General features: G+C 41.2%; 24 protein-coding genes and 5 tRNA genes. 18 read left to right on the top strand and 11 right to left on the bottom strand.

Annotated features, from left to right (window positions below):
* Window positions 1–33 precede the first annotated feature (33 nt).
* Window positions 34–2,052, top strand: a complete 2,019-nt coding sequence (gene rep, locus MHN79_RS17805; RefSeq protein WP_239173965.1) for a DNA helicase Rep — start codon at window positions 34–36, stop codon at window positions 2,050–2,052.
* A 59-nt stretch (window positions 2,053–2,111) separates the two neighbouring features.
* Here rep and MHN79_RS17800 read toward each other — a convergent pair whose 3' ends face one another.
* Window positions 2,112–2,525: a cytochrome c5 family protein gene (locus MHN79_RS17800; RefSeq protein WP_160932516.1), complete on the bottom strand. Its 414-nt coding sequence runs from the start codon at window positions 2,523–2,525 to the stop codon at window positions 2,112–2,114.
* A 297-nt stretch (window positions 2,526–2,822) separates the two neighbouring features.
* Here MHN79_RS17800 and MHN79_RS17795 point away from each other — a divergent pair.
* From MHN79_RS17795 to MHN79_RS17750, 10 genes are all read left to right on the top strand, one after another.
* A tRNA-Arg gene (locus tag MHN79_RS17795) sits at window positions 2,823–2,899 on the top strand.
* 34 nt (window positions 2,900–2,933) lie between these two features.
* Window positions 2,934–3,009 (top strand) — tRNA-His (locus tag MHN79_RS17790).
* Window positions 3,010–3,013: 4 nt separating this feature from the next.
* Window positions 3,014–3,090 (top strand) — tRNA-Pro (locus MHN79_RS17785).
* Between the two features lie 48 nt (window positions 3,091–3,138).
* A tRNA-His gene (locus MHN79_RS17780) sits at window positions 3,139–3,214 on the top strand.
* Window positions 3,215–3,277: 63 nt separating this feature from the next.
* A tRNA-Pro gene (locus MHN79_RS17775) sits at window positions 3,278–3,354 on the top strand.
* Between the two features lie 388 nt (window positions 3,355–3,742).
* Window positions 3,743–5,449, top strand: coding sequence for an ABC transporter ATP-binding protein (locus MHN79_RS17770; protein WP_239173964.1), 1,707 nt, complete (start codon window positions 3,743–3,745; stop codon window positions 5,447–5,449).
* Window positions 5,450–5,533: 84 nt separating this feature from the next.
* On the top strand, window positions 5,534–7,087 hold the full coding sequence (locus MHN79_RS17765; RefSeq protein ID WP_239173963.1) for an ABC transporter substrate-binding protein: 1,554 nt from the start codon (window positions 5,534–5,536) through the stop codon (window positions 7,085–7,087).
* A 150-nt stretch (window positions 7,088–7,237) separates the two neighbouring features.
* Window positions 7,238–8,215 (top strand): ABC transporter permease, encoded by a 978-nt coding sequence (locus tag MHN79_RS17760; protein ID WP_152431530.1) that lies wholly within the window; start codon window positions 7,238–7,240, stop codon window positions 8,213–8,215.
* Between the two features lie 2 nt (window positions 8,216–8,217).
* Window positions 8,218–9,156 carry an ABC transporter permease gene (locus MHN79_RS17755; protein ID WP_239173962.1) on the top strand — a complete coding sequence of 313 codons (939 nt, stop codon included), beginning with the start codon at window positions 8,218–8,220 and terminating at the stop codon, window positions 9,154–9,156.
* A gap of 156 nt (window positions 9,157–9,312) precedes the next feature.
* Window positions 9,313–10,182 carry an SPOR domain-containing protein gene (locus MHN79_RS17750; RefSeq protein WP_239173961.1) on the top strand — a complete coding sequence of 290 codons (870 nt, stop codon included), beginning with the start codon at window positions 9,313–9,315 and terminating at the stop codon, window positions 10,180–10,182.
* Between the two features lie 24 nt (window positions 10,183–10,206).
* On the opposite strand, the gene MHN79_RS17745 is transcribed toward MHN79_RS17750, so the two are convergent.
* Window positions 10,207–11,022, bottom strand: a complete 816-nt coding sequence (locus MHN79_RS17745; RefSeq protein WP_239173960.1) for a chromosome partitioning protein ParA — start codon at window positions 11,020–11,022, stop codon at window positions 10,207–10,209.
* Window positions 11,023–11,128: 106 nt separating this feature from the next.
* Between MHN79_RS17745 and MHN79_RS17740 the strand changes: the two genes are divergently transcribed.
* Window positions 11,129–12,025 carry a response regulator gene (locus MHN79_RS17740; protein ID WP_239173959.1) on the top strand — a complete coding sequence of 299 codons (897 nt, stop codon included), beginning with the start codon at window positions 11,129–11,131 and terminating at the stop codon, window positions 12,023–12,025.
* A gap of 283 nt (window positions 12,026–12,308) precedes the next feature.
* Entirely contained in the window at window positions 12,309–13,355 is a 1,047-nt protein-coding gene (locus tag MHN79_RS17735) for a hypothetical protein (RefSeq protein ID WP_239173958.1), read from the top strand.
* A 52-nt stretch (window positions 13,356–13,407) separates the two neighbouring features.
* On the opposite strand, the gene MHN79_RS17730 is transcribed toward MHN79_RS17735, so the two are convergent.
* Window positions 13,408–15,303 (bottom strand): ATP-binding protein, encoded by a 1,896-nt coding sequence (locus MHN79_RS17730; protein ID WP_239173957.1) that lies wholly within the window; start codon window positions 15,301–15,303, stop codon window positions 13,408–13,410.
* Between the two features lie 80 nt (window positions 15,304–15,383).
* Here MHN79_RS17730 and MHN79_RS17725 point away from each other — a divergent pair, with 80 nt between their 5' ends.
* A complete protein-coding gene (locus tag MHN79_RS17725; RefSeq protein ID WP_239173956.1) occupies window positions 15,384–16,142 on the top strand; it encodes an ABC transporter substrate-binding protein in 759 nt (252 codons plus the stop codon).
* A gap of 225 nt (window positions 16,143–16,367) precedes the next feature.
* Here the strand turns inward: MHN79_RS17725 and MHN79_RS17720 are convergent, their stop codons facing one another.
* Window positions 16,368–16,862: an NADAR family protein gene (locus tag MHN79_RS17720; protein ID WP_239173955.1), complete on the bottom strand. Its 495-nt coding sequence runs from the start codon at window positions 16,860–16,862 to the stop codon at window positions 16,368–16,370.
* A gap of 442 nt (window positions 16,863–17,304) precedes the next feature.
* Window positions 17,305–18,486 carry a serine hydrolase domain-containing protein gene (locus MHN79_RS17715; RefSeq protein ID WP_239173954.1) on the bottom strand — a complete coding sequence of 394 codons (1,182 nt, stop codon included), beginning with the start codon at window positions 18,484–18,486 and terminating at the stop codon, window positions 17,305–17,307.
* A gap of 198 nt (window positions 18,487–18,684) precedes the next feature.
* Between MHN79_RS17715 and MHN79_RS17710 the strand changes: the two genes are divergently transcribed.
* Window positions 18,685–19,245, top strand: coding sequence for a GNAT family protein (locus MHN79_RS17710; RefSeq protein WP_239173953.1), 561 nt, complete (start codon window positions 18,685–18,687; stop codon window positions 19,243–19,245).
* 221 nt (window positions 19,246–19,466) lie between these two features.
* Here the strand turns inward: MHN79_RS17710 and MHN79_RS17705 are convergent, their stop codons facing one another.
* The 3 genes from MHN79_RS17705 to MHN79_RS17695 all read right to left on the bottom strand — a co-directional run bounded on the left by MHN79_RS17705 (window position 19,467) and on the right by MHN79_RS17695 (window position 21,584).
* A complete protein-coding gene (locus MHN79_RS17705) occupies window positions 19,467–19,634 on the bottom strand; it encodes a hypothetical protein (protein ID WP_239173952.1) in 168 nt (55 codons plus the stop codon).
* Window positions 19,621–21,141 (bottom strand): anti-phage dCTP deaminase, encoded by a 1,521-nt coding sequence (locus MHN79_RS17700; protein ID WP_239173951.1) that lies wholly within the window; start codon window positions 21,139–21,141, stop codon window positions 19,621–19,623. The genes MHN79_RS17705 and MHN79_RS17700 overlap by 14 nt, the downstream gene beginning before the upstream one ends.
* Window positions 21,142–21,266: 125 nt before the next feature.
* Window positions 21,267–21,584 (bottom strand): helix-turn-helix transcriptional regulator, encoded by a 318-nt coding sequence (locus tag MHN79_RS17695; RefSeq protein ID WP_239173950.1) that lies wholly within the window; start codon window positions 21,582–21,584, stop codon window positions 21,267–21,269.
* A 102-nt stretch (window positions 21,585–21,686) separates the two neighbouring features.
* Between MHN79_RS17695 and MHN79_RS17690 the strand changes: the two genes are divergently transcribed.
* The 3 genes from MHN79_RS17690 (at window position 21,687) to MHN79_RS17680 (ending at window position 24,638) form a co-directional block, all read left to right on the top strand.
* Window positions 21,687–22,211 (top strand): hypothetical protein, encoded by a 525-nt coding sequence (locus MHN79_RS17690; protein ID WP_239173949.1) that lies wholly within the window; start codon window positions 21,687–21,689, stop codon window positions 22,209–22,211.
* Window positions 22,212–22,362: 151 nt separating this feature from the next.
* On the top strand, window positions 22,363–24,228 hold the full coding sequence (locus tag MHN79_RS17685) for a DEAD/DEAH box helicase family protein (protein ID WP_239173948.1): 1,866 nt from the start codon (window positions 22,363–22,365) through the stop codon (window positions 24,226–24,228).
* On the top strand, window positions 24,222–24,638 hold the full coding sequence (locus MHN79_RS17680) for a hypothetical protein (protein WP_239173947.1): 417 nt from the start codon (window positions 24,222–24,224) through the stop codon (window positions 24,636–24,638). The genes MHN79_RS17685 and MHN79_RS17680 overlap by 7 nt, the downstream gene beginning before the upstream one ends.
* Window positions 24,639–24,843: 205 nt before the next feature.
* Here MHN79_RS17680 and MHN79_RS17675 read toward each other — a convergent pair whose 3' ends face one another.
* From MHN79_RS17675 to MHN79_RS17665, 3 genes are all read right to left on the bottom strand, one after another.
* The gene (locus MHN79_RS17675; protein ID WP_239173946.1) at window positions 24,844–25,287 is read right to left on the bottom strand and encodes a hypothetical protein; all 444 of its coding nucleotides are present in this window, start codon (window positions 25,285–25,287) and stop codon (window positions 24,844–24,846) included.
* Window positions 25,288–25,427: 140 nt separating this feature from the next.
* Window positions 25,428–26,033 (bottom strand): endonuclease NucS domain-containing protein, encoded by a 606-nt coding sequence (locus MHN79_RS17670; RefSeq protein ID WP_239173945.1) that lies wholly within the window; start codon window positions 26,031–26,033, stop codon window positions 25,428–25,430.
* A gap of 47 nt (window positions 26,034–26,080) precedes the next feature.
* Window positions 26,081–26,402, bottom strand: a 322-nt coding sequence (locus tag MHN79_RS17665; protein ID WP_239173944.1) for a hypothetical protein, incomplete at its 5' end; no start/stop codon positions are given.

The following is a 26,402-nucleotide window of genomic DNA, read 5'->3' as shown; positions in this document are numbered from 1 at the left end:
ATATAGCTTTTGATTTACACTCCTGAGATGGCCATGAAACTTAACCCCAACCAAGATGAAGCCGTGAAATACGTGTCTGGCCCATGTTTAGTCCTTGCTGGGGCAGGCTCAGGTAAGACGCGAGTGATCACTAATAAAATTGCTTATCTAGTTAAGCAGTGTGGTTACAAAGCGCGTAATATTGCTGCGGTTACTTTCACCAATAAAGCCGCCCGTGAAATGAAAGAGCGTGTAGCGCAAACGCTGGGCAAAAATGAATCTAAAGGGTTAATGGTTTCAACCTTTCATACTTTAGGCTTAAACATCATTAAGCGTGAGTATAAAGCGCTCGGTCTTAAGCCTGGTTTCTCCTTATTTGATGACCAAGATCAGTTGGCGCTTTTAAAAGAGCTGACGGAAAAGCAGATTGATGGTGATAAAGATTTATTGCGTCAGTTGCTCAGTACCATCTCAAATTGGAAAAATGATATGTTGACACCAGAGCAGGTGATAAAGCGTGCTCAAGGTGAGCAGCAGCAACTCTTTGCCGATTGTTTTTCGATGTACCATAAGCAGATGAAAGCTTATAACGCGCTCGATTTTGATGATCTAATTTTGCTTCCCGTACTATTGATGAAAACCAATCAAGAGGTGTGCCAACGATGGCAAAATCGCATTCGTTATCTCTTAGTTGATGAATATCAAGATACCAACACCAGTCAGTACGAACTGGTCAAGTTGATTGTCGGTGAAAGAGGGCGGCTAACAGTGGTTGGTGATGACGATCAGTCGATTTACTCATGGCGCGGAGCCAAGCCTCAGAACTTGGTTTTACTGGGCCAAGATTATCCTAAACTCAAGCTTATTAAGCTTGAGCAAAACTATCGCTCTACCAGTCGCATTCTGCGGGCAGCCAATATCTTGATTGCTAACAACCCGCACGTGTATGAAAAGTCCTTGTTCTCTGAAATTCCAGATGGAGAAAAGCTCAAAGTTCTATTAGCCAAAGATGAAGAGCACGAGGCAGAGCGGGTTACAGGGGAGCTTATCGCACATAAGTTCCTAAATCGCACCGAATATAGAGATTATGCAATTCTTTATCGGGGTAATCATCAATCACGGCTGATTGAAAAATCGTTAATGCAAAACCGTGTACCCTATAAGCTCTCTGGAGGTACCTCATTTTTTGCCCGTGCGGAAATAAAAGATATCATGGCTTACCTCAGGGTCTTGGTTAATCCGGATGATGATAATGCCTTTCTGCGCATTGTGAATACGCCGCGACGAGAGATAGGTCCTGTGACCTTAGAGAAGCTGGGCAGTTATGCCAATATGCGTGGTAAAAGCTTATTTGAAGCCAGTTTTGAGATTGGTCTAGAGCAACACTTATCTGGTCGAGGATTAGAAAACTTGCGCCGTTTTACTCACTGGTTGGTTAAGATTGCTGACCAATCTGAGCGCGGTGATAAAGTGGAGGCGGTGCGCTCCTTGGTTCGTGATATTAATTACGAAGACTGGTTATATGAGACATCCACTAGTGCTAAAGCTGCTGAGATGCGAATGAAAAATGTATCAGATTTATACTCATGGATAGTGTCTGACTTAGAAGGTGATAATTACGATCAAGAAGAAAAAAGCTTGAAAGAAGTGGTTCAGCGTCTCACTTTACGTGACATGATGGAGCGTGGTGAGGAAGAAGAAAATACGGATGCGGTGCAATTGATGACATTGCATGCGTCAAAAGGACTTGAGTTCCCATATGTCTATCTAATTGGCTCTGAAGAAGGTATTTTGCCCCACCAAACCAGTATCGATGAAGACAACATAGAGGAAGAGCGCCGCCTAATGTATGTTGGCATTACTCGTGCTCAGCGTGAATTGACTTTCACCATGTGTAAAGAGCGCAGGCAGTTTGGAGAGCTAATAAAACCGACCCAAAGCCGATTCCTTGATGAGCTTCCTTTTGATGACGTGGAATGGGAAGTAAACAAAAAGCCTCAATCTCAGGAAGAAAGAATGGCAAAAGGCCAGGCGCATATCGCTAACCTCAGAGCAATGTTCAATAACAAGTAGTTTAGCTAACCACTATCTGAAGGCTTAGCTTGAGCTAAGCCTCATTTATACTTGCTGAACTATAGGCCTTTAATCATATGTTCAATGGCCGCTACAATCTCATCATCAGAGCAGTCCATACATGTTCCTTTGGCTGGCATAGCATTGAAACCATTGATGGCATGGTTTTTAAGTACATCTTTACCCTGAGCAATACGAGGTGCCCAATCATCGGCATTGCCCGTTTTTGGTGCGCCGCTAACGCCAGATGAATGGCAGGCAGTACAAAAGGTGCCATAGACACTCGCGCCATCACGTGGGCCAGTTGGCTCAGCTTTGACGGGTTCTGCACCAGCAAGGTAAACATTGCCAACAGGTTTAACGCGTTCTGCTATCGCATCGTAGTCTTCTTGGCTGATTTTTGCTGCAAAAGAGGCGCTGGAAAAAGTAATAGCAGCTACCATAGCGGTTAAGATTTTTCGAGACATATCCATTTAACTCACTTTACATTCCTAACGGCAAGTTCGTGCTCACCTATATTATTAGATTATTAGAGTGTGGTTTGATTTGCAGCGTTTTGCTGAGAAATCAATGTAAATATTAAGTGATTATATCCCGATAACCTGTTGCAATAAACAGCAAGAGGCATGCATCTATATGGTTATATAAGCGGAAATAGGGGTTTATCACACTTTAATTGCCCAAAAAGACATCAAACGAGAAAAAAACTTTAAAAAGTACTAGACGACATAGTGTGATATACGTATTATTCCACTCCGCCGATAGGGCATGCGCCCGTAGCTCAGCTGGATAGAGCGTTGGCCTCCGGAGCCAAAGGTCGAAGGTTCGAATCCTTTCGGGCGCGCCATTGCCGGAGGGGCATTATCGGTAAAAATATAGTGGTGGCTATAGCTCAGTTGGTAGAGCCCCGGATTGTGATTCCGGTTGTCGCGAGTTCAAGTCTCGTTAGCCACCCCATTCTCGGTGAATAGCGCAGCTTGGTAGCGCATCTGGTTTGGGACCAGAGGGTCGGGGGTTCGAATCCCTCTTCACCGACCACTATCTCGTTTATGGCTTAATTTAAGCGGTAGACATAAAAATACTGCGGTGGCTATAGCTCAGTTGGTAGAGCCCCGGATTGTGATTCCGGTTGTCGCGAGTTCAAGTCTCGTTAGCCACCCCATTAATTCCTCAGCGTACTTCGCTGAGATGAGAGAAAATACGATATTTTCTTGATGAAAAATTTCGGTGAATAGCGCAGCTTGGTAGCGCATCTGGTTTGGGACCAGAGGGTCGGGGGTTCGAATCCCTCTTCACCGACCACATTGAAAAGCCTGCTAAATAGCAGGCTTTTTTCTTATCTGAACTTTATAGCTGTTAGCCAGCTTGAATGCATATATACCCCCTCTCTGAATACAGACCTCTCCAGTTAATCGATAAACTATTTCTAATTTTTGTGACTTTTAAATTTGTAACTATAAGCAATATATTGCATATATGTTTCTATTATTTGAGTATTATTGGCTTAAAATGGGCGTTTTAATGGTTTAAATGTTGCACTTTTGTGAGTTTTTTGCCAAATTGATGAGCTTGTAAATTGTCAGGTCAATAATCTTGGTTGAGTGATAAGCTAAACAGGGTTGATTGGCTGACTTGAATGGATTCAATCTCAGACAGGGCAGGAAGCTGCCGGAGCATTAGAGGTCTGGTAATGTCACTTTTAGAAGTTAAGAACCTTCGTATTGAGTACCCATCACGCCATGGTGTACATGCTGCTGTTAAATCGTTGTCGTTCAATATAGAGCGCGGTGAAATAGTCGGTGTTGTTGGTGAATCTGGTGCTGGAAAATCGACAGTTGGTAATGCTGTTATCGATCTACTCAGCCCTCCAGGGCGTATCGCGAGTGGTGACGTTTATTTAGATGGTGAACTAATATCTGGTTTGTCAGCCGAAGAGATGCGACAAGTTAGAGGCTCTAAAATAGGATTTATTTTTCAAGATCCTATGACATCTTTAAACCCCCTGTTTACCGTAGAACAGCAGTTAACTGAAACCATCCACGCTAACATGAATGTCTCAGAAGACGAAGCTTATCAGAGAGCTTTGTCCTTGATGCAGCAAGTGGGTATTCCTCAACCAGAGAATCGTCTTAAACAGTATCCGCATCAGTTTTCGGGCGGAATGCGTCAGCGTGTTGTGATTGCTATTGCTCTAGCTGGTGAGCCAGACCTTATTATTGCGGATGAGCCAACCACAGCATTAGATGTCTCGATCCAAGACCAAATTCTCGACCTCATTCGTGATTTGTGCATAAAGAATAATGTTGGATGCATGTTGGTAACGCACGATATGGGAGTGGTATCGAATGTAACTGATCGCGTTGCAGTTATGTATCGTGGTGACTTAGTCGAATTTGGTGAAACTAAGAAAGTATTGGGCGATCCGGATCACTCATACACGCGAAGTCTCATTTCTGCAGTGCCGCGCTCCGATGCAAAGCTTGAGCGTTTTCCTCTTGTTAACTACATAGAACAAGCACAAGAAATGGAACCTCTTGATGTCAAAAATCATTGGCTTGGCCAAAGTCAGGATCATCGTGAATACAGCGGCTCATTACTAAAAGTAGAAAATGTAAATCTACGTTTTGTGACCAAAGATTCATTATTTGAAAGCCGCCGCGAATATGTTCAGGCCTCTAATAATGTAAGTTTTGAGGTTTATGAGGGAGAAACTTTTGGTCTAGTTGGAGAGTCTGGTTCAGGCAAGTCGACCATTGCGCGCGTGATTGCCGGATTGTATCAACCTAACTCAGGTAAGGTGACTTTTGAAGGTATTGACTTAACGTCTTTGAAATCGGAGAAAGAGCGCCGCCCTATGCGTCGTCAGATGCAGATGGTATTTCAAAATCCGTATACATCGATGAACCCTCGTATGAAGATTTTCGATATTATTGCTGAGCCTATTCGCTTTCATAAGTTAACTGAGAATGAAAACCAAACTAGGCAGATCGTCAACGATCTTCTTGATCACGTTGGATTGGGTAAGATGGCGGGTGTGAAATATCCACATGAGTTCTCTGGTGGACAACGCCAACGTATTTCCATCGCTCGAGCACTTGCGACTCGTCCAAGACTTTTGATTTGTGATGAGCCAACTTCAGCACTTGATGTGTCCGTGCAAGCTCAGATATTGAACTTACTTAAAGATTTGCAAGATGAGCTTAATCTCACCATGTTGTTCATTAGTCATGACTTGCCCGTTATTCGTCAGATGTGTGATCGCGTAGGTGTAATGCAAATGGGCACCTTACTCGAAGTTGCTCCGACTGAGCAGCTGTTTAATTCGCCACAGCATGAATACAGTAAACAACTTATTTCCTTAATGCCGGAATTTACGGGGTTAAGAGAAGCAATATAACAGGCATAAGCCGAAACATAATTTAAATTAGTTAAACAGACAATACACATTACTAGGGATTAATCCCGCATAAGGAGTTATGCAATGAAAACCATGAAAAGCAAACTTGCCATGGCTTTAATGGCAGCTGGCTTGAGCTTTAGTGCAGTAGCCGCAGATATCACCGTTGGGTATGCTTCTGATCCCGTCTCGTTAGACCCTCATGAGCAGCTATCTGGTGGCACTTTACAAATGTCTCACATGGTGTTTGACCCACTGGTGCGCTTTACGCAGGAGATGAAATTTGAGCCTCGTTTAGCAGAGTCTTGGGAGCGAGTAGATAACGAAACCATGCGTTTCCATCTTCGCAAAGGGGTTAAGTTCCACTCAGGGAACGCGTTTACGGCCGATGATGTCGTATGGACGTTTAATCGCCTCAAAGATTCAGCGGACTTTAAGGGTATTTTTGCACCTCTTGTAGCATTAAATAAAGTTGATGACTACACCGTAGAGATCAAAACTGATGGCACTTATCCTCTGATTGAAAATGTTGCTACTTATATCTTCCCTATGGACAGTAAGTTCTATACAGGCAAAACCAAGGATGGCAAGGATAAGTCTGAGATGGTCAAACATGGCAACTCTTACGCTTCGACACACGCATCTGGTACAGGCCCATTCATTATTACCTCACGCGAACAAGGTGTAAAAGTTGAATTCGAACGCTTTGAAGGCTACTGGGACAAAGAGTCAAAAGGTAATGTTGATAAACTAACTCTGGTGCCAATCAAAGAAGATGCCACTCGTGTTGCAGCGCTACTTTCTGGTGATGTCGATATGATTGCACCTGTAGCTCCCAATGATTACAAGCGAATTCAAAGTGCTAATGGCGTTGACCTCTATACTATGCCGGGCACTCGGGTGATCACCTTCCAGATGAACCAAAACAGCAACCCAGCGCTTAAAGATGTTCGCGTTCGCCAAGCGATTGTTTATGCGATAAATAACCAAGGCATAGTGAAAAAAATTATGAAGGGTGCAGGAACACCAGCTGCACAGCAAAGCCCAGTAGGTTACGCAGGTTATAATGATAGCCTTAAACCTCGTTATGATCTGAAAAAAGCTAAGGCGTTGATGAAAGAAGCTGGGTACGAAAAAGGCTTTTCACTGACCATGATGGCGCCGAATAACCGTTACGTGAATGATGCCAAAATTGCTCAAGCTGCAGCTGCGATGTTATCCAAAATCGGTATCAAGGTTGATCTGAAAACCATGCCCAAAGCCCAATACTGGCCTGAATTTGATAAGTGTTCGGCAGATATGATGATGATAGGCTGGCATCCAGATACCGAAGATTCGGCTAACTTCACTGAGTTTCTTGCTATGACTCGCAATAGTGAAACGGGCAAAGGACAGTATAACTGTGGACATTATGGTAACGCAGAGGTTGATAAGCTGGTTAATCTATCGAATACCGAGACTGATTTAGGTAAACGTGGTGAAATGCTTAAGCAGGTAGAAGCGACACTTTACGATGAGGCTGCATTTGTTCCTTTGCATTGGGAGGACCCTTCATGGGCTGCGAAGAGCAATGTCAAAATTGGCCCAATCGTCAACGGTATGGATCAGCCTTACTTTGGCGATCTTGTTGTTAAGTAGAGTGTTTTAATTTATCCAAGTGTTTAATATTAATAACTTGGAAACTTAAGGTGTGAACTTTATTTTGAATAAGTGAGCACCTTTTTAATATTCAAGGTGCAGGGCAGTGGAACTGCGTATTGAAATCTATGGAAAGTAAAGGGGCAAGGAATGTTTTCGTTTCTGGTCAAGCGCCTATTTCAGGCACTGATAGTGATGTTTGTGATCAGTTTAGTGGCGTTTGCCATTCAGGATAATCTGGGTGACCCATTACGCGAGCTTGTGGGGCAGTCGGTTTCAGAGGCTGAACGTCAGGCTCTGCGTGATGAATTAGGCCTTAACGATCCTTTCATAACCAAATACACTCGTTTTGTCGGCTCTGCGCTTCATGGGGACTTAGGTACATCCTACTTCTTCAAGCGCCCAGCCGTTGACGTTATTTTAGATAAATTGGTGGCGACACTAGAATTAGTGTTTGGTGCCACGCTTATCATTATTGCCTGCTCCATTCCTTTGGGAGTGTACTCGGCGATTCATCCTAAAAGCATTTTCACCAAAGCAGTAATGGCATTTAGTAGTGTGGGCATCTCTATTCCCGTGTTTCTGACAGCCATCATGCTAATGTATGTTTTCTCGATAGAACTTGGCTGGTTGCCTTCATTTGGTCGCGGCGAAACAGTGAATTTGCTTGGCTGGGAATCGGGGTACTTCACTCTTGATGGGCTTGCGCATCTTGTGCTGCCGTGTATCTCTCTTGCCTCAATCATGTTGCCGCTTTTTATCCGCTTGGTGCGTTCAGAGATGCTCGAAGTGTTGAGCTCAGAGTATATTAAGTTTGCCAAGGCAAAAGGATTAGCACTGAACAAGATATACTATCAGCATGCGTTAAAAAACACCATGCTACCAGTATTGACGGTGGGTGGCGTGCAAATTGGTACTATGGTGGCTTATACGATTCTCACCGAAACCGTCTTTCAATGGCCCGGTACAGGCTTTCTTTTTTTAGAGGCGATTAACCGTGTTGATACTCCACTTATTACCGCTTACGTGATTTTTGTTGGCCTAATATTTGTGATTACCAACACCATAGTCGATTTGTTGTACGGGATCATTAATCCTACCGTGAACCTTACTGGAAAAGGAGCATAATCATGAGCCAAACTGCAACTGCTCCTTCTCGATGGGAGCGCTTTAAGCAATCAGATTTCTTGTACTACTTCAAACGCGATAAAGTGGCAATGACAAGCTTTACCGTGTTTATGCTAATGTTGGTTATGGCGATAGCTGCACCGATATTATCACCGACCAATCCCTATGATTTATCATCGATTGACATCATGGACTCAGAGCTTCCTCCTTCTTGGATGGATGAAGGCGATGAGCGCTTTGTTTTGGGAACCGATGAGCAAGGGCGAGATATTTTATCTACCATATTATACGGTTCGCGGCTTTCTCTGACTATCGGCTTTTTGGCGGTTGGTTTGCAGTTGGTACTCGGCATTATTATAGGCTTGTCTGCGGGTTATTTTGGCGGTCGGATTGATAGTTTATTGATGCGCTTTGCCGATATTCAGTTGTCATTTTCGACCATGATGGTGGCCATCATAGTCTCCGCTATTTTTAAAGCCAGTTTTGGTAGTGACTTTTATAGCCAATATGCAGTGGTTATGTTGGTGGTGATTATTGGTGTAGCCGAATGGCCTCAGTATGCTCGAACGATCCGCGCGTCAGTATTGGCCGAAAAGAAAAAAGAATATGTGGAAGCTGCCAGAGTGATGGGTTTTAAGGCGCCACGTATTATGTTTCGTCACATTCTGCCGAATTGCTTGTCACCCATTCTGGTTATCTCGACAGTACAGGTGGCAAACGCCATTATGTCAGAAGCGGCTTTATCTTTCCTTGGCCTTGGTTTGCCTGTCGATCAACCATCGTTAGGGGCCCTAATCAGCATAGGCTTTCACTATATTTTTTCAGGAGCTTGGTGGATTACTGCGTTTCCTGGCGTTGTTTTAGTGACGCTAGTATTGGTAATTAATTTATTAGGTGACTGGCTCAGGGATGTATTCAATCCTAAAATCTATAAAGGCTAAGCTAACCTTCGGATTTTATTATATAATTGTCATCCAACTAAGAGTCGTAGCAAGTTACGGCTCTTTTTTTGCATCAGGTTTTGAATATTGGCAGGCTCTCTCTAGTGATGCCAAATGATTGGATAGGAAATTTAAGGTTGGAATGAGGATGTAAGAATGGTTGTAAAATCCAAACTTTCTGTGGTTGTACTCATAAACCTTACTGTGTTGGGCTTAACCTTGCCTGATAAGGCTTACACACAGGAATTTTTGTGTAATGCAAGACAAGTATCAAATAGTAGTCTTCCCTTGTTGGAGAGCGATTGTCCGATAGGCAAAGGGATGTGGGGGAAAAGAAGACCCAAACCCGACGCATCTTACTTTTGGATTCAGTGCGGCATCTATAGTGAGCCACTGAGCTTAACTGAAGCGAAACGTATTTATCCCAGTATTACAGCAGATGTTTGGGCTAAACCTGAGGGTGATGCATACCGATGTCTTGTCGGGCCATATAAAAATTTCGCTAATGCAAAACAAGATTTGGCTAGAGTGAAACGTCTGCCGGATTACGGTCAAGCGTTTATTCGCCAGGTATCAAAAGGTTCAGCTCAGAGAACTAATACACCACCGACGACCAAAGAAATATCAACAAAATCGCAGCCTAAGCTTGATGCAGGTTCGACTAATCAGCCAGTAGTGGCTCATGAACGAAAAGAGAGTATGGCGATTCGCCATAAAATAGTGATTAATGGTGTTGAATATACTGTGCCATATTCACTGCTCAGCAATGACCAGTTTTATATGGAGCATGAGCTACCCTGGAACCGAATGAGCTACGATATGGCGTATAAGACTTGTGATCAAATGGGGATGCGCCTTGCCAGTAATAGTGAATGGCAATCTTTGTTGAAAGCTAATGTGATGATGAAGGACAAGTGGCCAATGCATTTACCTTATTGGGGGGAAAAAAAAATAGGCCTTTTTTATACCGGTAAGGTGAAGTCACTCAAAGGTTCCTCGTTACTCAATGTTATGTGTGTCAAGTAGATTTGATATAAGGGCCGGGATAAATTATTGGTCCTTTTTCTCCTCAGCTTTTTTTTCTGACTCTTCAAGTAAATCGAGGTATTTCTTTTCGACGAACTCTTTTTCTTTAGTGACATGATGCAATTGTTGTTGGATAGCTTCGAGCTCTTCATTAGACGGGCCTGATCCACCTTCTGGCTGTTCGCTGATTTTCTTCTTGTAGTTCTCAATAATATTGAGTAATTGTTGTCTTTCTTGGTGATACTCCTTCTCCATTTTATTAAAGCCACCAGATTCACTGACCTGCATATATTCTTTCTCCAGTTGTTCAAACTGCTTTTCGAGTTGCTCTTTTTCTTGTCGCAAGCTGTCAACCGTATCTGATTGCTTGTCGAGTTTATTTTTGGCTTTTCTTAACCCTTCCATGCTCCGATCAAGGTCTCCTTTAAGCTTGCGAATAAGCTGATGAGATTTGGATAGCTGCTGATTAAGGTCATCAATGGACTCTTGTTCATCGGCGGTGAGGCTGATTTGACTGGCAGCCTTGATCTGTGAAACTTGAGCCTCCAGTGCTTTTTGAATGATGATGAGGTCGTTTAAAGTGTCATTGTTTTCAGTGGTATAATTGAGAGCGTTTTCAACCGACTCTTGGCACAGTTCGTAGGTTTGACCATCCATTGTTGGACTTGAGCCAGATTGAGGGCCATGAACCACATCACGGGCGAATTGGCGAAACTCTCGGATCATGAGCAGCAAAATGACGAACCAGACCAGCAAGATTAACAGCCCAACATCGACTGCAAGGGCAAACAGACTCTCAGTAGTTATTAACGGAGTCGTGAGAAGCGCGGTTAAATCCATGAACTCATTCTATGTTTTGCGATAACTATAGGGTGTAAGTTTAGTTGTCGTCAGAAATTGTGCCTATAATTTAATATAATCATCCAGCTAGAGCAGAATACTTTTTGTGAAAATCCTGATTGTCGATGACAGTAAAGCGACGTTAGAGATAGTCCGACGAGCATTAGAAAAGTTTGGCTATCGTCGTTTATCCATCCAAAAAGAGGACAGTGCAGTCGGTGCGCTTAATAGAGTAAAGGAATGGCAACCTGAGATTGTTCTTACCGACTGGCATATGCCTGATATGACAGGACTCACTCTCATTCAAGAGATAAAAAAGCTCGATCTAGGCACCAAAATGGGCATGATTACCACTGTCGATGACCAAGTCCAAATAAACCAAGCCAAATCCGCGGGAGCAAGTTTTGTCTTATCAAAACCTTTCGTTGATAAAGACCTTCATCGTAAGCTGCTGCCTTTAGTACAAGGAGCAGAAGAAAGTGAACGCACACTAGAAAATATTAATGATGTGCAAAAGGAATTGGCCTTACCCAAGCTCGCTCAGCTCGAGAAGCTAATGAAGCGTGAAATTGGCGCTCGCCTCACGCTTAGCAATATCCGTAAGCAATCTTTCGATGAAAGTAAAATCCCTTGTTTGCTTGCTATGTACGAAGATGGTGACACCCAGAGAACTCGTGCGGTCGCAATATTAGATATTTACGCGATATGTATATTGTCGCGATCTAATTCGAAAATAAGTAAAGACGACTTGCAACAAGCAATCCATAGTAAGTTGGTGAGCAAAGATATTTTAGATACTTGTCACAAAGTGCTGGATAAGTCAGCGCTTGCCTTTCTCGACAGTGCTTCGCGTAAAAGCTTGCGCCTCAAAAGTGTTAGCTTTATTCCGTCTGCCTTTGAGAAGCTTGAGGCTCTGTACAGTAAAGAGCAAGATAAAAGGGTCGACTTCTCCTGTCAGTTTGAAGACTTGGCTCAAGGTAAAATCACGCTAATTGGTTTTTAACCATAACAGTTAGTAATTGAGTCTAATCGCAGAAAAACCTACCTCCTACTGTTGTCACTTCATGTTTGAACTCACTCCCTTTTCTCGTTGAATATGCCCATTACTGAGCTGAAAAATATAAATCATTCAGGCCTATGATTTGATGTTTTTTCCGTGTATTTCCCCATAATTCGTTTCTGTTTTTATCACTAAATCATTAATTTTTCGTTCGATTTTATCGGCAAAATGAGATGGCGAAGGCATATCATTTTTTGCCATTGGCATGATGAGGAACGGACAACCAATGAGAAACGATAACTACAAAAAGAATCTAATATTGCTGGCCATGATGGGAGCCTTTGTCTCTGGGGTTACTGGGTGCAGTGATGACGATGAGGACAAACAAGCATTGGAGTTTTCATCTGACGTTGAGATGCCAATAAGCGGCCTGGCTGCGGGAGATGCGGCAGAAAATGGTGAACGGTACGACTATAGTACCTTGGCGGTATTTGACTGGAAAAACTATGGTGATCAAACTCCAAAACCAAGATTTGGTGTTGTTGAGCGCCATGGTTATTCTGCCACTGTTGTGCCGCTTGATCAAAGCATCGTTAACTGGCCAGATGAGGCTAGAGGTAATGATTTAGAAGCTATTTGCCAGATAGATGATACTTACTATCTGGCTGCAGAAAGTGGTTATTACCACGATAAAGAAGCGGACACTTACCAGTATGGTCGCTTATTCCTTGTTGAACGCGACCCAACGCAAGGTGGTCTGTATTCAGGGCTATCTTTGGCAGCAACCTATCAGCTAACTTATGATGGCAACCAATCAGCCTATGAAGATAAAAGCTTCGAAGGTTTAGCCTGTGCACCATCTGATAGCGATGATGGTAGCTATAATATTTTGTTAGGAGATAGGGAGTCAGGCGACCTTTATTGGGACAAAATAAATCCTATGGATGACATTACTTCAAACAAAGCTCAAGTGTTAGATTTACAGCCAGCAGGTCGCATACAGGCATCAGTTGATTGGGGTACAAACCGCAATATCTCGGAACTATTTTATAGTTCTTCAGGACATTTATACGGTGTTGCTTCCTTTGATCCAGATGACAGTCCAGAAAGTCCACGAGCAACTATGTACAAAAGCACAGATACATTCTCTTTGGAAAACGATGCATTTATGCAAGCTCTAACAGGTTTGGCTAATATTGATGTTGAAGCAGTTCACACTTTCCCTAATCACAAAATTGAGGGGATCACGGCTTACGGAACAACGGGTGGCATGTTCTATGGCTCTGACGATGATACTAGTGCGAATGAATATGGCTTAGTTAAGGTTCAGTAATCACTCTTAGTCGTATATTCCAGCCAGTAGGCTTGCCTGCTGGCTGTGTTATTTAGCTTGTGATGTTCAGCGAATTATCCATAGCCGCAGGCATATGTTCGCGTAGCGTTTTTTCTATCGTGTCGACGTTGACAGGCTTTGAAATAAAACCACTCATTCCCGCATCAAAGCACAGCTGTTTGTCTTCTTCTAGCACGTTGGCCGTTACGGCAATGATTGGCACTTGACGACCCCAGTTGGACATTTTTCTAATATGTTGAGTTGCTGTAAGTCCATCCATTACTGGCATATGGCAATCCATGAATACTATTTGGTAGTCATGCAGTTTGAAAAGGTCCAGCGCGATTTGACCGTTCTCAGCCACATCACAGCTTAGGTTGAGCCGCTCGAGCAATCTTGTTATCACCACCTGATTCACCGAATTATCTTCTACAACTAATACTTGTGCTTTCGATGATACTGGCTTGTCTTGATTATTCTCAATTGGCTTTGTTAGTACTTTTACTCTGGTTTGCTTGTCTGTTTCGTTTTGTGAGGTGATAACTTTTAGACTGCTAGATTGAGAAGGAAGTGGTAACTCTACGGAAAAGCGACTACCAAGCCCGACTTCACTCGATACTTGTATGTTTCCACCCATCAACTCGGTCAGCTCTTTGGAAATCGCAAGCCCGAGCCCTGTGCCGCCATATTGCCGTGTTGTACTCCCATCGGCTTGATGGAATTTATCAAAGATAACATCGAGTTTGTCTGCTTCGATACCAATCCCCGTATCACTGACAGCAATCTTTAAACCTGATGGTGGATAGCTGACATTGATTCTAACGAACCCAACCTGAGTGAATTTGATCGCATTACTCACAAGGTTATTGAGGATCTGTTTGACGTGAATGGGGTCTCCTAACAGGGTTTGGGGGACATTGGGTTCAATATCAACCATCATTTGTAAGTGCTTACTATTCGCTTTAACCTCATTAATTCTATGAATATCATCAATGAGTTGATGAATATCAAAAGGTATAGTCTCTAACTCAATACGACCCGCTTCAATTTTAGAAATATCGAGAATATCGTTGATTATGGTCAGCATATCTTCTGAGGACTGCTGAATCATCTTCAGGTATTTCATCTGGGATTGATTTAAATCTAAGTCTTCCATTAGCGCTGCAATACCGATAATGCCGTTCATTGGGGTACGAATTTCATGGCTCATGTTGGCCAAGAATTCACTCTTACGACGGTTAGCGGTTTCGGCATCTTCTTTCGCACTTATTAGCTCTTGGTGATAGGCGTCTAGGCGAAAGTTTGAACTATTAAAGTTCTCAGCCAGATGAGATATTTCGTCTTTAAACATACGAGGGTAGAGAGTAACATTCTGAAGTGAATGATCTTTTTTTACACTTGCTACGGCTTCCGCTATCATACTGATAGGTTTCATTATAACTATCCAAATGAAGCTCAGCAGTGCGACTAGCAACACAAGGATGCGAACAACTTCTGCTGCCAATATATGAAAAAATTGCACCCAGAGGTCATCGTAGATAGGAGTCAGATCCGACTGAATGACGAGTCTTCCTAGAGAGTAACTTTTATTCCCTAACTCGTACTCCAAAGGCCAAGTGACGGAAATAGCATCATGTGATTTGTGGCCTTTTTCAATAATGGATTCGTTACCACTGTAAAGGTGAACATAGTCGACTTTTGGCAAGTTGATTAGGCCTTCTAGCTGAGCGTTCAATAAACCTCTATCTTCGACCCAAAGGCTGGTACGAAGGCTTGCAAGCTGGCTGGTTTTTAGGTTGTCGAGAGTTAGATGCAGGTTATCAATGTCTCTCTGCAACTGTTGATATAGATTGTAGCTGGTGCCTACCAAAGCCAGTACTAGGCTAAAGAAGGCAACCGCGTAAACCACTTGTTTACCAATGCTAAGATATCGGCGTTCTTTATTCAAAATATGCAACTACACTCTTACTTGATGTTCGCTAATGTAAATATAGTTTTAATTATTCAATAATAAAATGGGGATCGATAATGAACTGGAAATTTCAACTCATATCAGTTGTTTTGTTTATGCTGAACACGTCTTTGGCCAATGCAAACAAGATCGACTACTACGTCATTGCAGAGCAAGCCAGACCATTTCAGATTGAAACTAAAGGCGCTGACCATTCTGGCATAGTGACAGATATCGTTAAAGAAGTGTTCAAAGATAGTGACCACCAGCTCAATTATCACACTTATCCGTTTAATCGTATGATTTCTATCCTCTCCTCACAAGACCAAGGTAATTGGATTACTTACGGCAGCCCTAATTGGGGGAAAGTTCAGTCGGAGAATTTATCGGAAGAACCCATCTATACCGTGCGACATAATTTGTTATTTAGCAGTAAGAAGCCGATTGATTATACCAAGGCATCTGACCTGAATGGCAAAGTGGTCGTATTACTGATGGGGTTTGATTATCCAGAACTTCAGCCCTATTTTGCAAGTGGGGAAGTACAAGAAATGCGAGTTAAAAATTATCAGTCGGCATTTCGAGTGGTTGACCGTCACCCCGGAGAAATGGTGTTTGTTGAAATGGGTTCCAGAATTATCTACAACCAAAACCAACTTAATCTTGATAAAAGCCTTTATGCTCAGCAAGGGTTCAATGACGTGATACCTGATTACTCTGTGTACTTGGCTTTATCACCCACCATGGACAAAGAAGTTCAAGACTATATTAATAAGCGTCTAAAAGTGCTGAAAAAACAGGGTAAAATTGACGAAATCATTAAGAAGTATATTTAACGACGAGTTCTTTGTTCTTGCTGGTGAACAAAGGTTAATAGCGGGAATCGCAGCAACTATTCCCGCATAGCTTTGAATCATCATAGATATATAAAACACTGGCTAATTTTATATAAGCCAGCGAAGAGGCGATAGCTTGTTTTTGTGACAAAACAACAGAGCAAACATGTTAATTGCTCGCGCATAAAATCTGTATCTCGGCAGTAAGTGTATATTTTAAATGGACTATCGAGTTGAAAGTTGTGCTTTATCAACCAAGTGAATCGGACTATATGGTTCTTGTAGACTCAATTTTTCTCTAACTGCCATAAGAATTTTGCCAAGTTGGTTTTCGCCCTTTCCGTTGCCACCATCCCCCCAAAAACTATCTTTGTGCGAGTGCTCGGTTATGGTCACATCACCGGTTTCAAGTAATAGAAATGCTAAGGTTGGATTTTGCTTAAATTTCTCTTCGACAATAAAGCGCATGACATCTAATCGAACGTTATTCCAGTCTTCCCTGACGTACTCGCAGTATTGGCGGCTCAAAGAGAAGGCGATATCAGGTGTAGCGCAATTTTGAATTATCTCTATGATTGTTTTATCTGTGAATTTTTGTGCTTGATAGTAATGTTCACTGGTTTTCCATATTGTGCCGTTGATGTTAATCGGAGCACTGAAAAAGTTAGATAGAAATCCGTAGGCATCATTAGGTTCGTAAAAATGAATGTTTCTATTCATAGAAACTCCTGACGTTTTGTGTGTCTTGTTTCATACAAGATCGTAGTTGATTTATTGATAGCTGTGTAACTCTTGTGTGGTTTTAATCCAATAAAAGCAGTAGTGGCTTAATGGTATGTAGATAAACTTTCATAACTTTCCAAGATCAATCAATGGAACTTATAGGATTGGAGTACAGGTAATATTCACATAATAAATAAGTGTATTTATATCGTTTGGCAAATGTAATGTCGATAATAAATAGGCAGGATTAAGTAAAGATGATGATATTTAACATTAGTTTATCATTGCCTTATGGTTTTAGAGTCTTGCTGGATTTAACGCTTAGTAAATCAGCCGCCAGATCTTCGCATCTGGCGACGTTCAAACAGTCATGAGTCTTCGAAGATCCTTTTTTAGGTTTTGATTTCCCTGTTATCGATATGAGACATCAACGGATAATTCAGTTTACCATCCAAGCATCTTTGAGCTTGCCACTGATCGGCCAATGATACGCTTTCGAGATAGAGTAAATTAAGTCTTGAGCCAACTCTCTTCCATTATCCGAATTTGTCATGACGACAGCGCCTTGCCCTGTGTTTGGTAGGCCGACTAACCAACCCTGATATCCAGCATTTTGCCCCAGCTTCATGAAATGAAGCTCATCACCTTTGCCTTCTACAACATACCCCAACCCATATGGAGTGTTTGCTTGTTTTGATAAAGACTGCTTGGCAAGACTAGGGCTAATGATTTGTGTTGGATCGCCTTTGTAGGCTTTATTGATGGATACGATAAATTTGGCTAAGTCCGTTGGTGTACTCCATAAACCAGCTGCTGCATATTCGGGAGCAATCCTCCATTTATACTTAAAGCCTGTGCCGTTTTTATCGGTTGCCTCGGCAACATTAGTAACAGCTGGCTGAAGATAGCTGGTATTTGCCATTCGCAAAGGTCCAAATACATATTTAGCAGCACTTTCTTGACTGGTCATTGTTGTAATTCGGTCAGTAATTAACTGGATAACTTGGTATCCGCCACCAGAGTAGTCGTATTTACTGCCAGGGTTGTGGGCTAACTTAACAGGTGGATTATTTGCTGGTGTGGTGCCGTTTAATGTGTCTAATAGGCTTGGAAGTGGCTCCTGCGGCGAGTAACCATAGTAGCCACCCACATCAAGACCTGATGACATACTTAATAATGTCCGTAATGTGACTGCATCAGTGTTGTAGCCATTAGGGTTAGGTATTTGCCAATCACCTAACAAGGGAGCTATTTTTTCATCAAGTGTGATCCGCTTTTGATCGACAAGCTTTAGAGCGGTCACTGCTGCTACCGACTTAGACATGGAGCCTGCTTGAAATAAGGTATCTTTATCTACCTGTCTAGTATAATTAGCATTAATGTAGCCTATGGCTTCTGACCACACGATTTCATCGTTATCTACCACAGCAAAGCTTATTGCGGGGACTTTGTAATGTGACATGGCAGATTTAAGATCAACGTTCTTAATCTTGCTACCAACTTGAATGCTTATATTGTGTAATACTTGCGCCTTCTCGCTGTTATTCTCTGAATAAGCATAACAAGATAATAATAAGCCTAATATAATGCCTGAATTGGCTACTTTGCTAAAATTCCTCAAACTTTCTCCCTTTTCATATAAAAGCCATGCTGACATTAATCATATAAAAAACAAGCATATAATTAAATTTTAATTTGTTTTTAATATGTATAAAGGTGAAATGTTGATGAGTCATGGTTTTCTAGCTTGGTTGTTTTGTTTGTGTCTACAACTTGCTATTGTCTGTTTACTATTTCTCGATACATACGAAGGAAAAAGATGTTTACTTTACAAGTTGAACAGGGCCTAGAGCTGGCATTAGTTGAAGCGAACTTTGCTCCTTGCTACCTAGATATTGTTTCGAAGCAGAGAGAATATTTAAGCCAATGGTTATCTTGGCCTGTCCATGCTGAGAACGAAGCGTTTTTTCTAAACTTCATCAAGCGTTCCCTACATGATTATGCTGATGGAAAGTCTCTAGTATGTGCCATGGTTTATCAAAGTAAGCTGGTCGGTAATATCAGCTTTAATTCCATAGATAAAGATCTTGCCAAGGTAGAGATAGGTTATTGGTTAAGCCAAGATTATCAAGGAAAGGGCATAGTAACCAAATCAGGGTCTAGAATGATTGAGCTTGCATTTCACGATTATGACATGCAAAAAATTCAAATCTCAGCGGCGACCGACAACCAGCCAAGTCGGAATGTTTGCTCACGACTCGGATTTACATTAGAAGGTGTCTTAACCAGAGCAGTAAATGTCAATGGTCGTATCCTTGATCATGCCGTGTATGGTTTAAGTCGAGAAGCTTGGAAAACGGGCCTAGGGTTAGCGCAATAGAAAGGCCAGATCTCAATCTGGCCCTTGTTTGGTATCAATGAGATTGGGTTATCTCATAGTAAGGATATACCCTTTACATATAATTCTGGAATGTTTCTGGAAATGAATACAGTATAGGCTTTGATAAGGATTTCCAGAAAGTTTGAAAAATTGAACAGAAATCGGACATAAAAAAGTCTGGAAATTATATTTTCCAGACTTTTAATGTTCTAAAGAAACGATTAATACGCTACTGCAGATTCTTTAGGCGCGTCTTTGTGTAGTCGGGTGGCGGATGAGTTTGACTGTTTTACGTTAGTGCCAGATTGTTCCTGTTTCCAAGCTGGCCAAGACTCTACTCGATTCTTAGATTTGCTTAGGTGTGCAACTAATGTGCTATTTGGACTCATTATATATACTCCGGTAATCACTCACTGCAGAGGCGGCTGCCGTCTCTCTTTCAATGTAAGAAGTGGATAGCATCTGCATACGCAAGACCGCATCACACTCTTTCCATTTTACTGCTTCCCCGTTAGGGTCTTTCCTTTTGATAGGGTAGCCTGCCCCTAAATTTGTAGAAAATAGATCGAAAAATGATCTGGGACCAACTCCGACAAAAGGTTCGAATCTTACACTTTCTTTACCATCTAATTCTAGTGTTATTGAGTCAGAATGAAAGTCTAAAGCTTTACTTTTCGGATACGGCTCAACATAGACAACTCTTTTGATTCCTGATGCCACAATATGCTTAGCACAGTTGTGGCAAGGAAACGTAGTACAGTAGAGCTCTGCATCCTTTGTGCTGATATCACTCCTTGCGCAAGCTAATATTGCTTCCATCTCTGCATGAACAACACGACCGTATTCGGTAATATCTTTTATTCTTGAGGAGTTAAGTAACTTTCTTAACGGTTCTTTATGTTCATCGTCAGGCAAAGTATCTAGTATATCGTTTATGATCATCTTCTTTTCGCGAGTATTTGAATCATATCCTCTTTTCCAGTCTCGACCATTTTCTTTATCGATGATTTTCTCACCTTCGGGATCATAATCTGGCCAGTACAAGCCTCCTCCTGCTTGAGGAATATCATTAGCGCCAGTTGAAATTATATTCTTGTTTTTAGTCATAACAGCCCCTACTTGGCGAGATAGGTCAGCTGATCTTAAAGAAGAAGAAAACGCCATGAACATAGCAAACTCGTCAAACGTCGGAGTTACAAAGGGCTTTCCAAACACAAGGTCAAGAGTTCTCCAAATATCATATTGTGCTTTGTCTCTGTTGGAGCCATAATCTATGAAAAAGTCTGAGAGATGATAGGTGTCCCTTGTATGCTGGCCGTGCTTATCTGATTCATCAGCATCCCTTTTAATTAGAATATTGGCTTCATCTTCAGACATGTTTTTGTTTCTCATTAAGAAGTTACGACGCCGGGCTTCACTTGAGTGGATACCAATCAAGAAAAAGCCTCTAGAGTAAATAGTGCGAAGCTTCTGTACTTCTTCAGGGTGCTTTAGAGAGCTAATAATGAATGCTTTTCGCTTTAAAGGTTCAGGATCATTACCTTTGGAATTTGCTTCCCTTATACAGCTGATTTGTGATGCAGCAGCTAATGCAAGAATAGAGTTATCACCACTCTTTTTTCGAATAGTGTTGCCAGCTGACATTAAAGCATCTGCTTTTTCATAATGATTGAGTGTAGAGGGAATGTCTTCAAATAGACTTATTATATCTGTTGAGATGCGGACTTCTTCAGTTGTGTAATTGAATGTTTCAAGACGCTCTTTGATGATTTGTTTAATTGCTGTTAGCTCTGTACCCACAGCTCCAACTAACCCAATTACTATTTCTGAATCTGAATAATTTCCATTTAGATGTTCTTCATGGAGAACATTTTCATCAGTTTCTTTAGATACCATAGCCCAGACACGTTAATATTGAATTTGTTGAATATGTTACCAACTTTGTCGGTATGTGGCTTATTTTGTGTTTAGATGTGAGAAGTGGGCTAGGTGCTGATGATTATGGGTGGAAATGGAGGGAGCTAACCTTTATCAATTTCTATCTTTAATGACTCTATAAGAGCCTTTTTTTCTTCATTTGGAAGCTTACTGATCAGAACAGTTAGCTCTGCTGAATCTGCATCCTCACAGAAAAAGTAACTCAAAGGCACACCAAGCTCATCCGCGATCAATTTCAGCGTTTGCACATCTGGTGTATGTTTCCCTTTTTCGTATTGGTTCATTCTTGGACTCGCAGAGCTTTCATCCATACCTATTTGCACTCCCAAGGCTTTCTGAGAGAGTTTTGCTTTTTTACGCGCTTCTTTGAGGCGTAATGGGATGGGATTTTGGAATGACACTTATAGTTCATATCTTAAAGCTCAACATAACTAAGATTTTCTTAGTTTTACTGATTTCTGTATACTAAGCAATCCTTAGTATTTGGTTGGTGTAATTAATACATGAAACGTTCTATAAAAATCAGTCTAGTAATGCACAAGTTGTTGATTGAAAAAAGAATGGATGGTTTTTCTGTTATAGAAGCCAGGGACGCTTTATTAAACCTTGAGGGTGGTATGTCAAACCCTGAAGAAGCTCGGAAGAAGGTTTACCGTCAGCTATGGCAATATAAACAAAGGGGTTGGCTTCGAACTGAAGGTGAAGGAAGAAACAAAAGGTACTTTCAAACCGAACAATTTCGAGGTATTGAAGTGCTACCAAGAAGAAAAACTGAACTTGAATATTCAATAAAGGAGTCTACGTCGGATTATTCTGTGTTATTTCGAGAAAGTAACGAATGCAAAGGTGAATTGGAGATCGTACTTGGTGAAATTTATGAATATCAATCATTGAGATGCCGCTTCCCTGAGCTTGAGAGCCGACTATCTCCATTACTACAGCAAGCAAAAGAACGTTCAGCTCACCTACTTGGAAAGGTGAATGGATTAGCTAATGTTCTTAAAGTTATTGATGAAAGAAATCAATAACTTTAGATGTTTGAATTGTTTGGCTAGGAATAGAGTATTTTTTACGGCAAATGAGTGATTAAGATTTACCTTCTCAAAGGTTGATCATTGTTTGCGCATTTTTCTTGTTGAATAATGGGGCATATAAACTGTATGCATAAAAAGGTTTCTCATGTCCTATTTCTTAAATACTCCCGTCAATATTGAAGCAAATCAAAAACTACGTAGTCCTCAAATAGAGGCTTATCTAAAGATTCAAAACTATTTTTCAGAGAATCCTCATGGCGAGGCTTTAGTTGTTTTACCAACAGGGACTGGGAAAAGTGGTTTGATATCTGTAGCCCCTTATGGATTATGCAGTGGCAGAGTTTTAATCATAACCCCTGGCTTAGTAACTAAACAAAGCATTCAAAAAACACAGGAAGTTTTGGATGATAACTTTTGGGTGAACCTTGATGTTATTTTTAATCCTGCACATTTGCCGATAGTATCCGAATATAGTAGTGAATTATCTGATGAACACTTGTTTGAGAGCAACATTGTGTACTCCAATATACAAAGACTCTCAAGCAGCAGGAAGACGGGGTTGTTGAATAGACCTATCGTTGATCATGATTTTTTTGACATGATTATTGTTGATGAAGCTCATCACGCTCCGGCGGGAACTTGGCAAGAGGTTTTAAACTACTTTCCTAGAGCGAAGAAATTGCATGTAACGGGTACCCCGTATCGAGGTGATAATCAGCCTATACCTGGAGATAGAATCCATGAAACCCCCTTGTCTGAAGTGATGAGAGATCGTTATGTAAAGTGGTTGAGAAAGGAAACTGTTAATGCCCATAACTTGTATTTTACAGTTGCAGATAAACCTGGAGCTGCATTAACAAAAGATGAAGTGCTGCAATTCAAAGATAAAGAATGGTTGGAGAAAAGTGTCGCTTTATCTAAAGAGTGCTCGTTAGATGTAATAGATAACAGCATCTCGAGACTCAACGACCTAAAAATGGCTAGCCCAAATGTTCCTCATAAAATTCTTGCTATTGGTTGTAGTATTAGGCACGCAGAGGATTTACTGAAATGGTATAAAGACAAAGGGTTAGATAGCGTTATTGTTCATAGTGACATGGCCCAGGAAGAAATTGATGCCTCTTTTATAAAAATCAATAAACATGAATGCCAAGTTGTCATTTCTGTAAATATGCTTATGGAAGGGTACGATCATCACTATTTAACTGTTTTAGCTATGTTTAGACCCTACCGAAGCATTAATGCTTTTGCTCAAGTGATAGGAAGAGTCTTGAGAGCTATCCCAGAAGAAGAAATCACAGCATTTGAAATCGATAACAATGCGGTTGTTATCTATCATGAGGAGACTGGACTTAACTTCATGTGGGATAAGTTTCAGAAAGAAGTAGATAGAGCAAAGCAGCAACGGGTAAGAGATTATTCTGAATTGAGTCGGGAGTACTCAGAAAGAGAGCATAGCTTAGCTGGTATTGTAACTGATGAATCTTTTATTAGCGATCAAGATTCTTATCTGAGTGATTTGGATTTTAACTTACTCTTCGAACAAAAACGTGCAGAAGTTAAAGAAAAAGTATCTAAAACATTAGATGCTTTAAAAACTGCTGGGATAGAGGGTGATCATCTTGAAGTCATAAAGAATCAGTTGATTGAAACTGAAATTGGTAAAATTTCTGATGCTGAAATCGATCCGGCTTTAATCGAAAAGCGGCCTGATATAGCTAGAAAGCAGATGAGAAAGCTTCTAACTAAAAAGATTCAGGATGAAGTGGCCAATGTGCTGAGTGATTGTGGTTTTGATGAGAAATCATTTGAACTTGCCCCTAGTTTTGTGAGTATAATCCCATATATTAAATTAGATACGCCGAATGATGGTCTTTTAGTTCGTTATGTAAATTTGAAGTTGGCAAGCAAATTTGGACCAGTTAACGGTCGAGATAACAAAGCTTTGCTACAATCATTAGACTTAGTACCGAAGCTTATGGACGAGCTCAGGAAGATGTTGTCATGTTAAGTAAGAAAGCGAAAGCACTAACAGATAAGCTAATCGCTACTTATCTGTCAAAAGGTATTCGACCTAGCGATATAGCTGATACTATTTTTGAGGATAACTATTTAGATTTAAGAATTTCTAAAAAAAACAGACAGCTCATTATGACTTTCACTTTTGAAGAGCTCGATGATCTTGAACATCAAGTTATCAATAGTATGCGTTACACATATGATGAACAACAGCTACTGGTGAAAGTGGAGCAAAAAGTTGGCAGAGGACGTTACAAAGTTCAGTGGGATAGACATGAAGATCTAACCAGTATTTTAACTGAACTCCTAAGCTTATTCCCTGCTGGGGCTCCTAGGGAGCGAGTTATATCAACTCTTCCCAAAGATTTGAGAGCGTATACTATTAGTCAATTAGCGGCTTAATATGAAAAAGAAGCTTAGGCTTCTTTTTTTGTATCTGAGTTGTACGGAAGCATGCGATCTGACAGATTTGATGCTGAAGAGTGTCCTAGTCGTACATACTGCTCTTGGTGCCACCAAAATCGCTTCTGGACATTTTCGTGTTTGGATTTTTCAGAGTTGGTGAGTAGTCGGATAAGTTCAGGTAGGCCACAAGGAGAGATTGAGCCTATTTTTTAACTTTAATTGCTTGATGTTCTGGAAACAGTTGGTTCACAAAATCAGCACATGACGATATGTGAAGCAAACAATCACCGACTAGCATTGAAGAACCATGTGCCTGTGAGTTTCTGAGATTAGCCATGACTTTAACCATTGACTTGCACCATGCATTGTCAGAGCTTGGGTCTTCTATATGACGAAAACCTGAGTCTTTAATCCATCGTTGAGATACTGCGTGGTTCAATAGAGCTTTGAACATCATTCTCTTTTTAGGGACAACTCGAAGCCTGAGTGCGTGCTCTATGATTGTATATGTTTTTAGGTGAACTTCGGGGGCTAATGCATAGAAAAAGTAGGAATAGAGTGCCATGTTTTTAGCCACATTAAACTGTCCTTTGATTTCGTCAGGAACTTCATCGTTCAGAACTTCATTCGAAAGGTACTTATGCATTCCTCTCAAACTGAGCACGGAGCCGCAGACGACTCCCATCCGTTGAGGTTTTTTTCCATCTGCGTTAATTCTTCTAAACTTTTAAATTCTTCCATGTATGACTGTGAAGTGATACGCAACGCTTCGCTCTTAGACGCTTGTTACGTAACAACTTCCAAGTTGAACGATATTTGGTATTTCACTAACTTAACATTACTGATCGCTTTCACACCAAACACTACCCTTTTGTCAAAATCAGAAGCAATAAGAATGCCTCTGATATTGGATGTATCTGATGATTCAGAAAGACAGCCTATATAGCCTAACAATTGCCCTAAAGCAGCATCTTTCGCTTTACCTGCTTTTAGCTCTATGACAACTAATTGACCTGTTTTATCTTTGGCAAGAATATCTATGCGTCCAGCATCAAGCACATACTCAATGCCACCTTCTACGATTGATAAACCATCCTCGATATCCTGAATATTTCTGGCTAGGTAAGAGTGAAGATCCTTTTCCAGAGACAGACTAGCTTCTATTGATCCCTGAACATCGTTTTCTTCATTAATGGTGTCAGTCATAGTGAACCCTGGGACATCAATTTCTCCGCGCTTGACTTTTGATTTATACCAAGCGTAATGTGTTTTTTGCCATTTACTAGTTGGGAAGTTTTCTAAAACCAGAGCTGTTAATTTTTCAAAGGACGGAAATACCCCTTCTGTTGCACAGATATCTATCACTAGTTCTTTTATTGTTGAATACTCCACGATTGTCTCCTTGTAGAAAGCCTCTGTCATAGAAGGCTTTCTGACAGCTACTGTGCTAGCTTAAATATAATAAAGACAAGAGTCAGCACCACACTTGCATATACTGTTGCAAAGTGATTTTTGTATGAGTTTACTTCTTGCTCTTCATTCTCTACATCTGAGATGGTTCCAAACCTGACCATCTTTTTTCCTTTAGCGTAAGCTCTAAGGTGGAGTTCTGAGTGTAAGAAAGAGAACGCAAAAAGCACAAGAATCGGTAGCGAGCTTTGAACTCCATTCAAAACCAAACTGATAATCAGCAGGACTACCGTTGCGGCCAATGTCATGTTAAGTCTGGCTTCAATGTTGTTATTGTCTGGGAAAACTTTC

Origin of the sequence: Vibrio sp. Of14-4, from assembly GCF_022347625.1 — a bacterium.
Lineage (GTDB): Bacteria > Pseudomonadota > Gammaproteobacteria > Enterobacterales > Vibrionaceae > Vibrio > Vibrio pristinus.
This window is presented reverse-complemented; position numbering and strand designations above follow the sequence as displayed.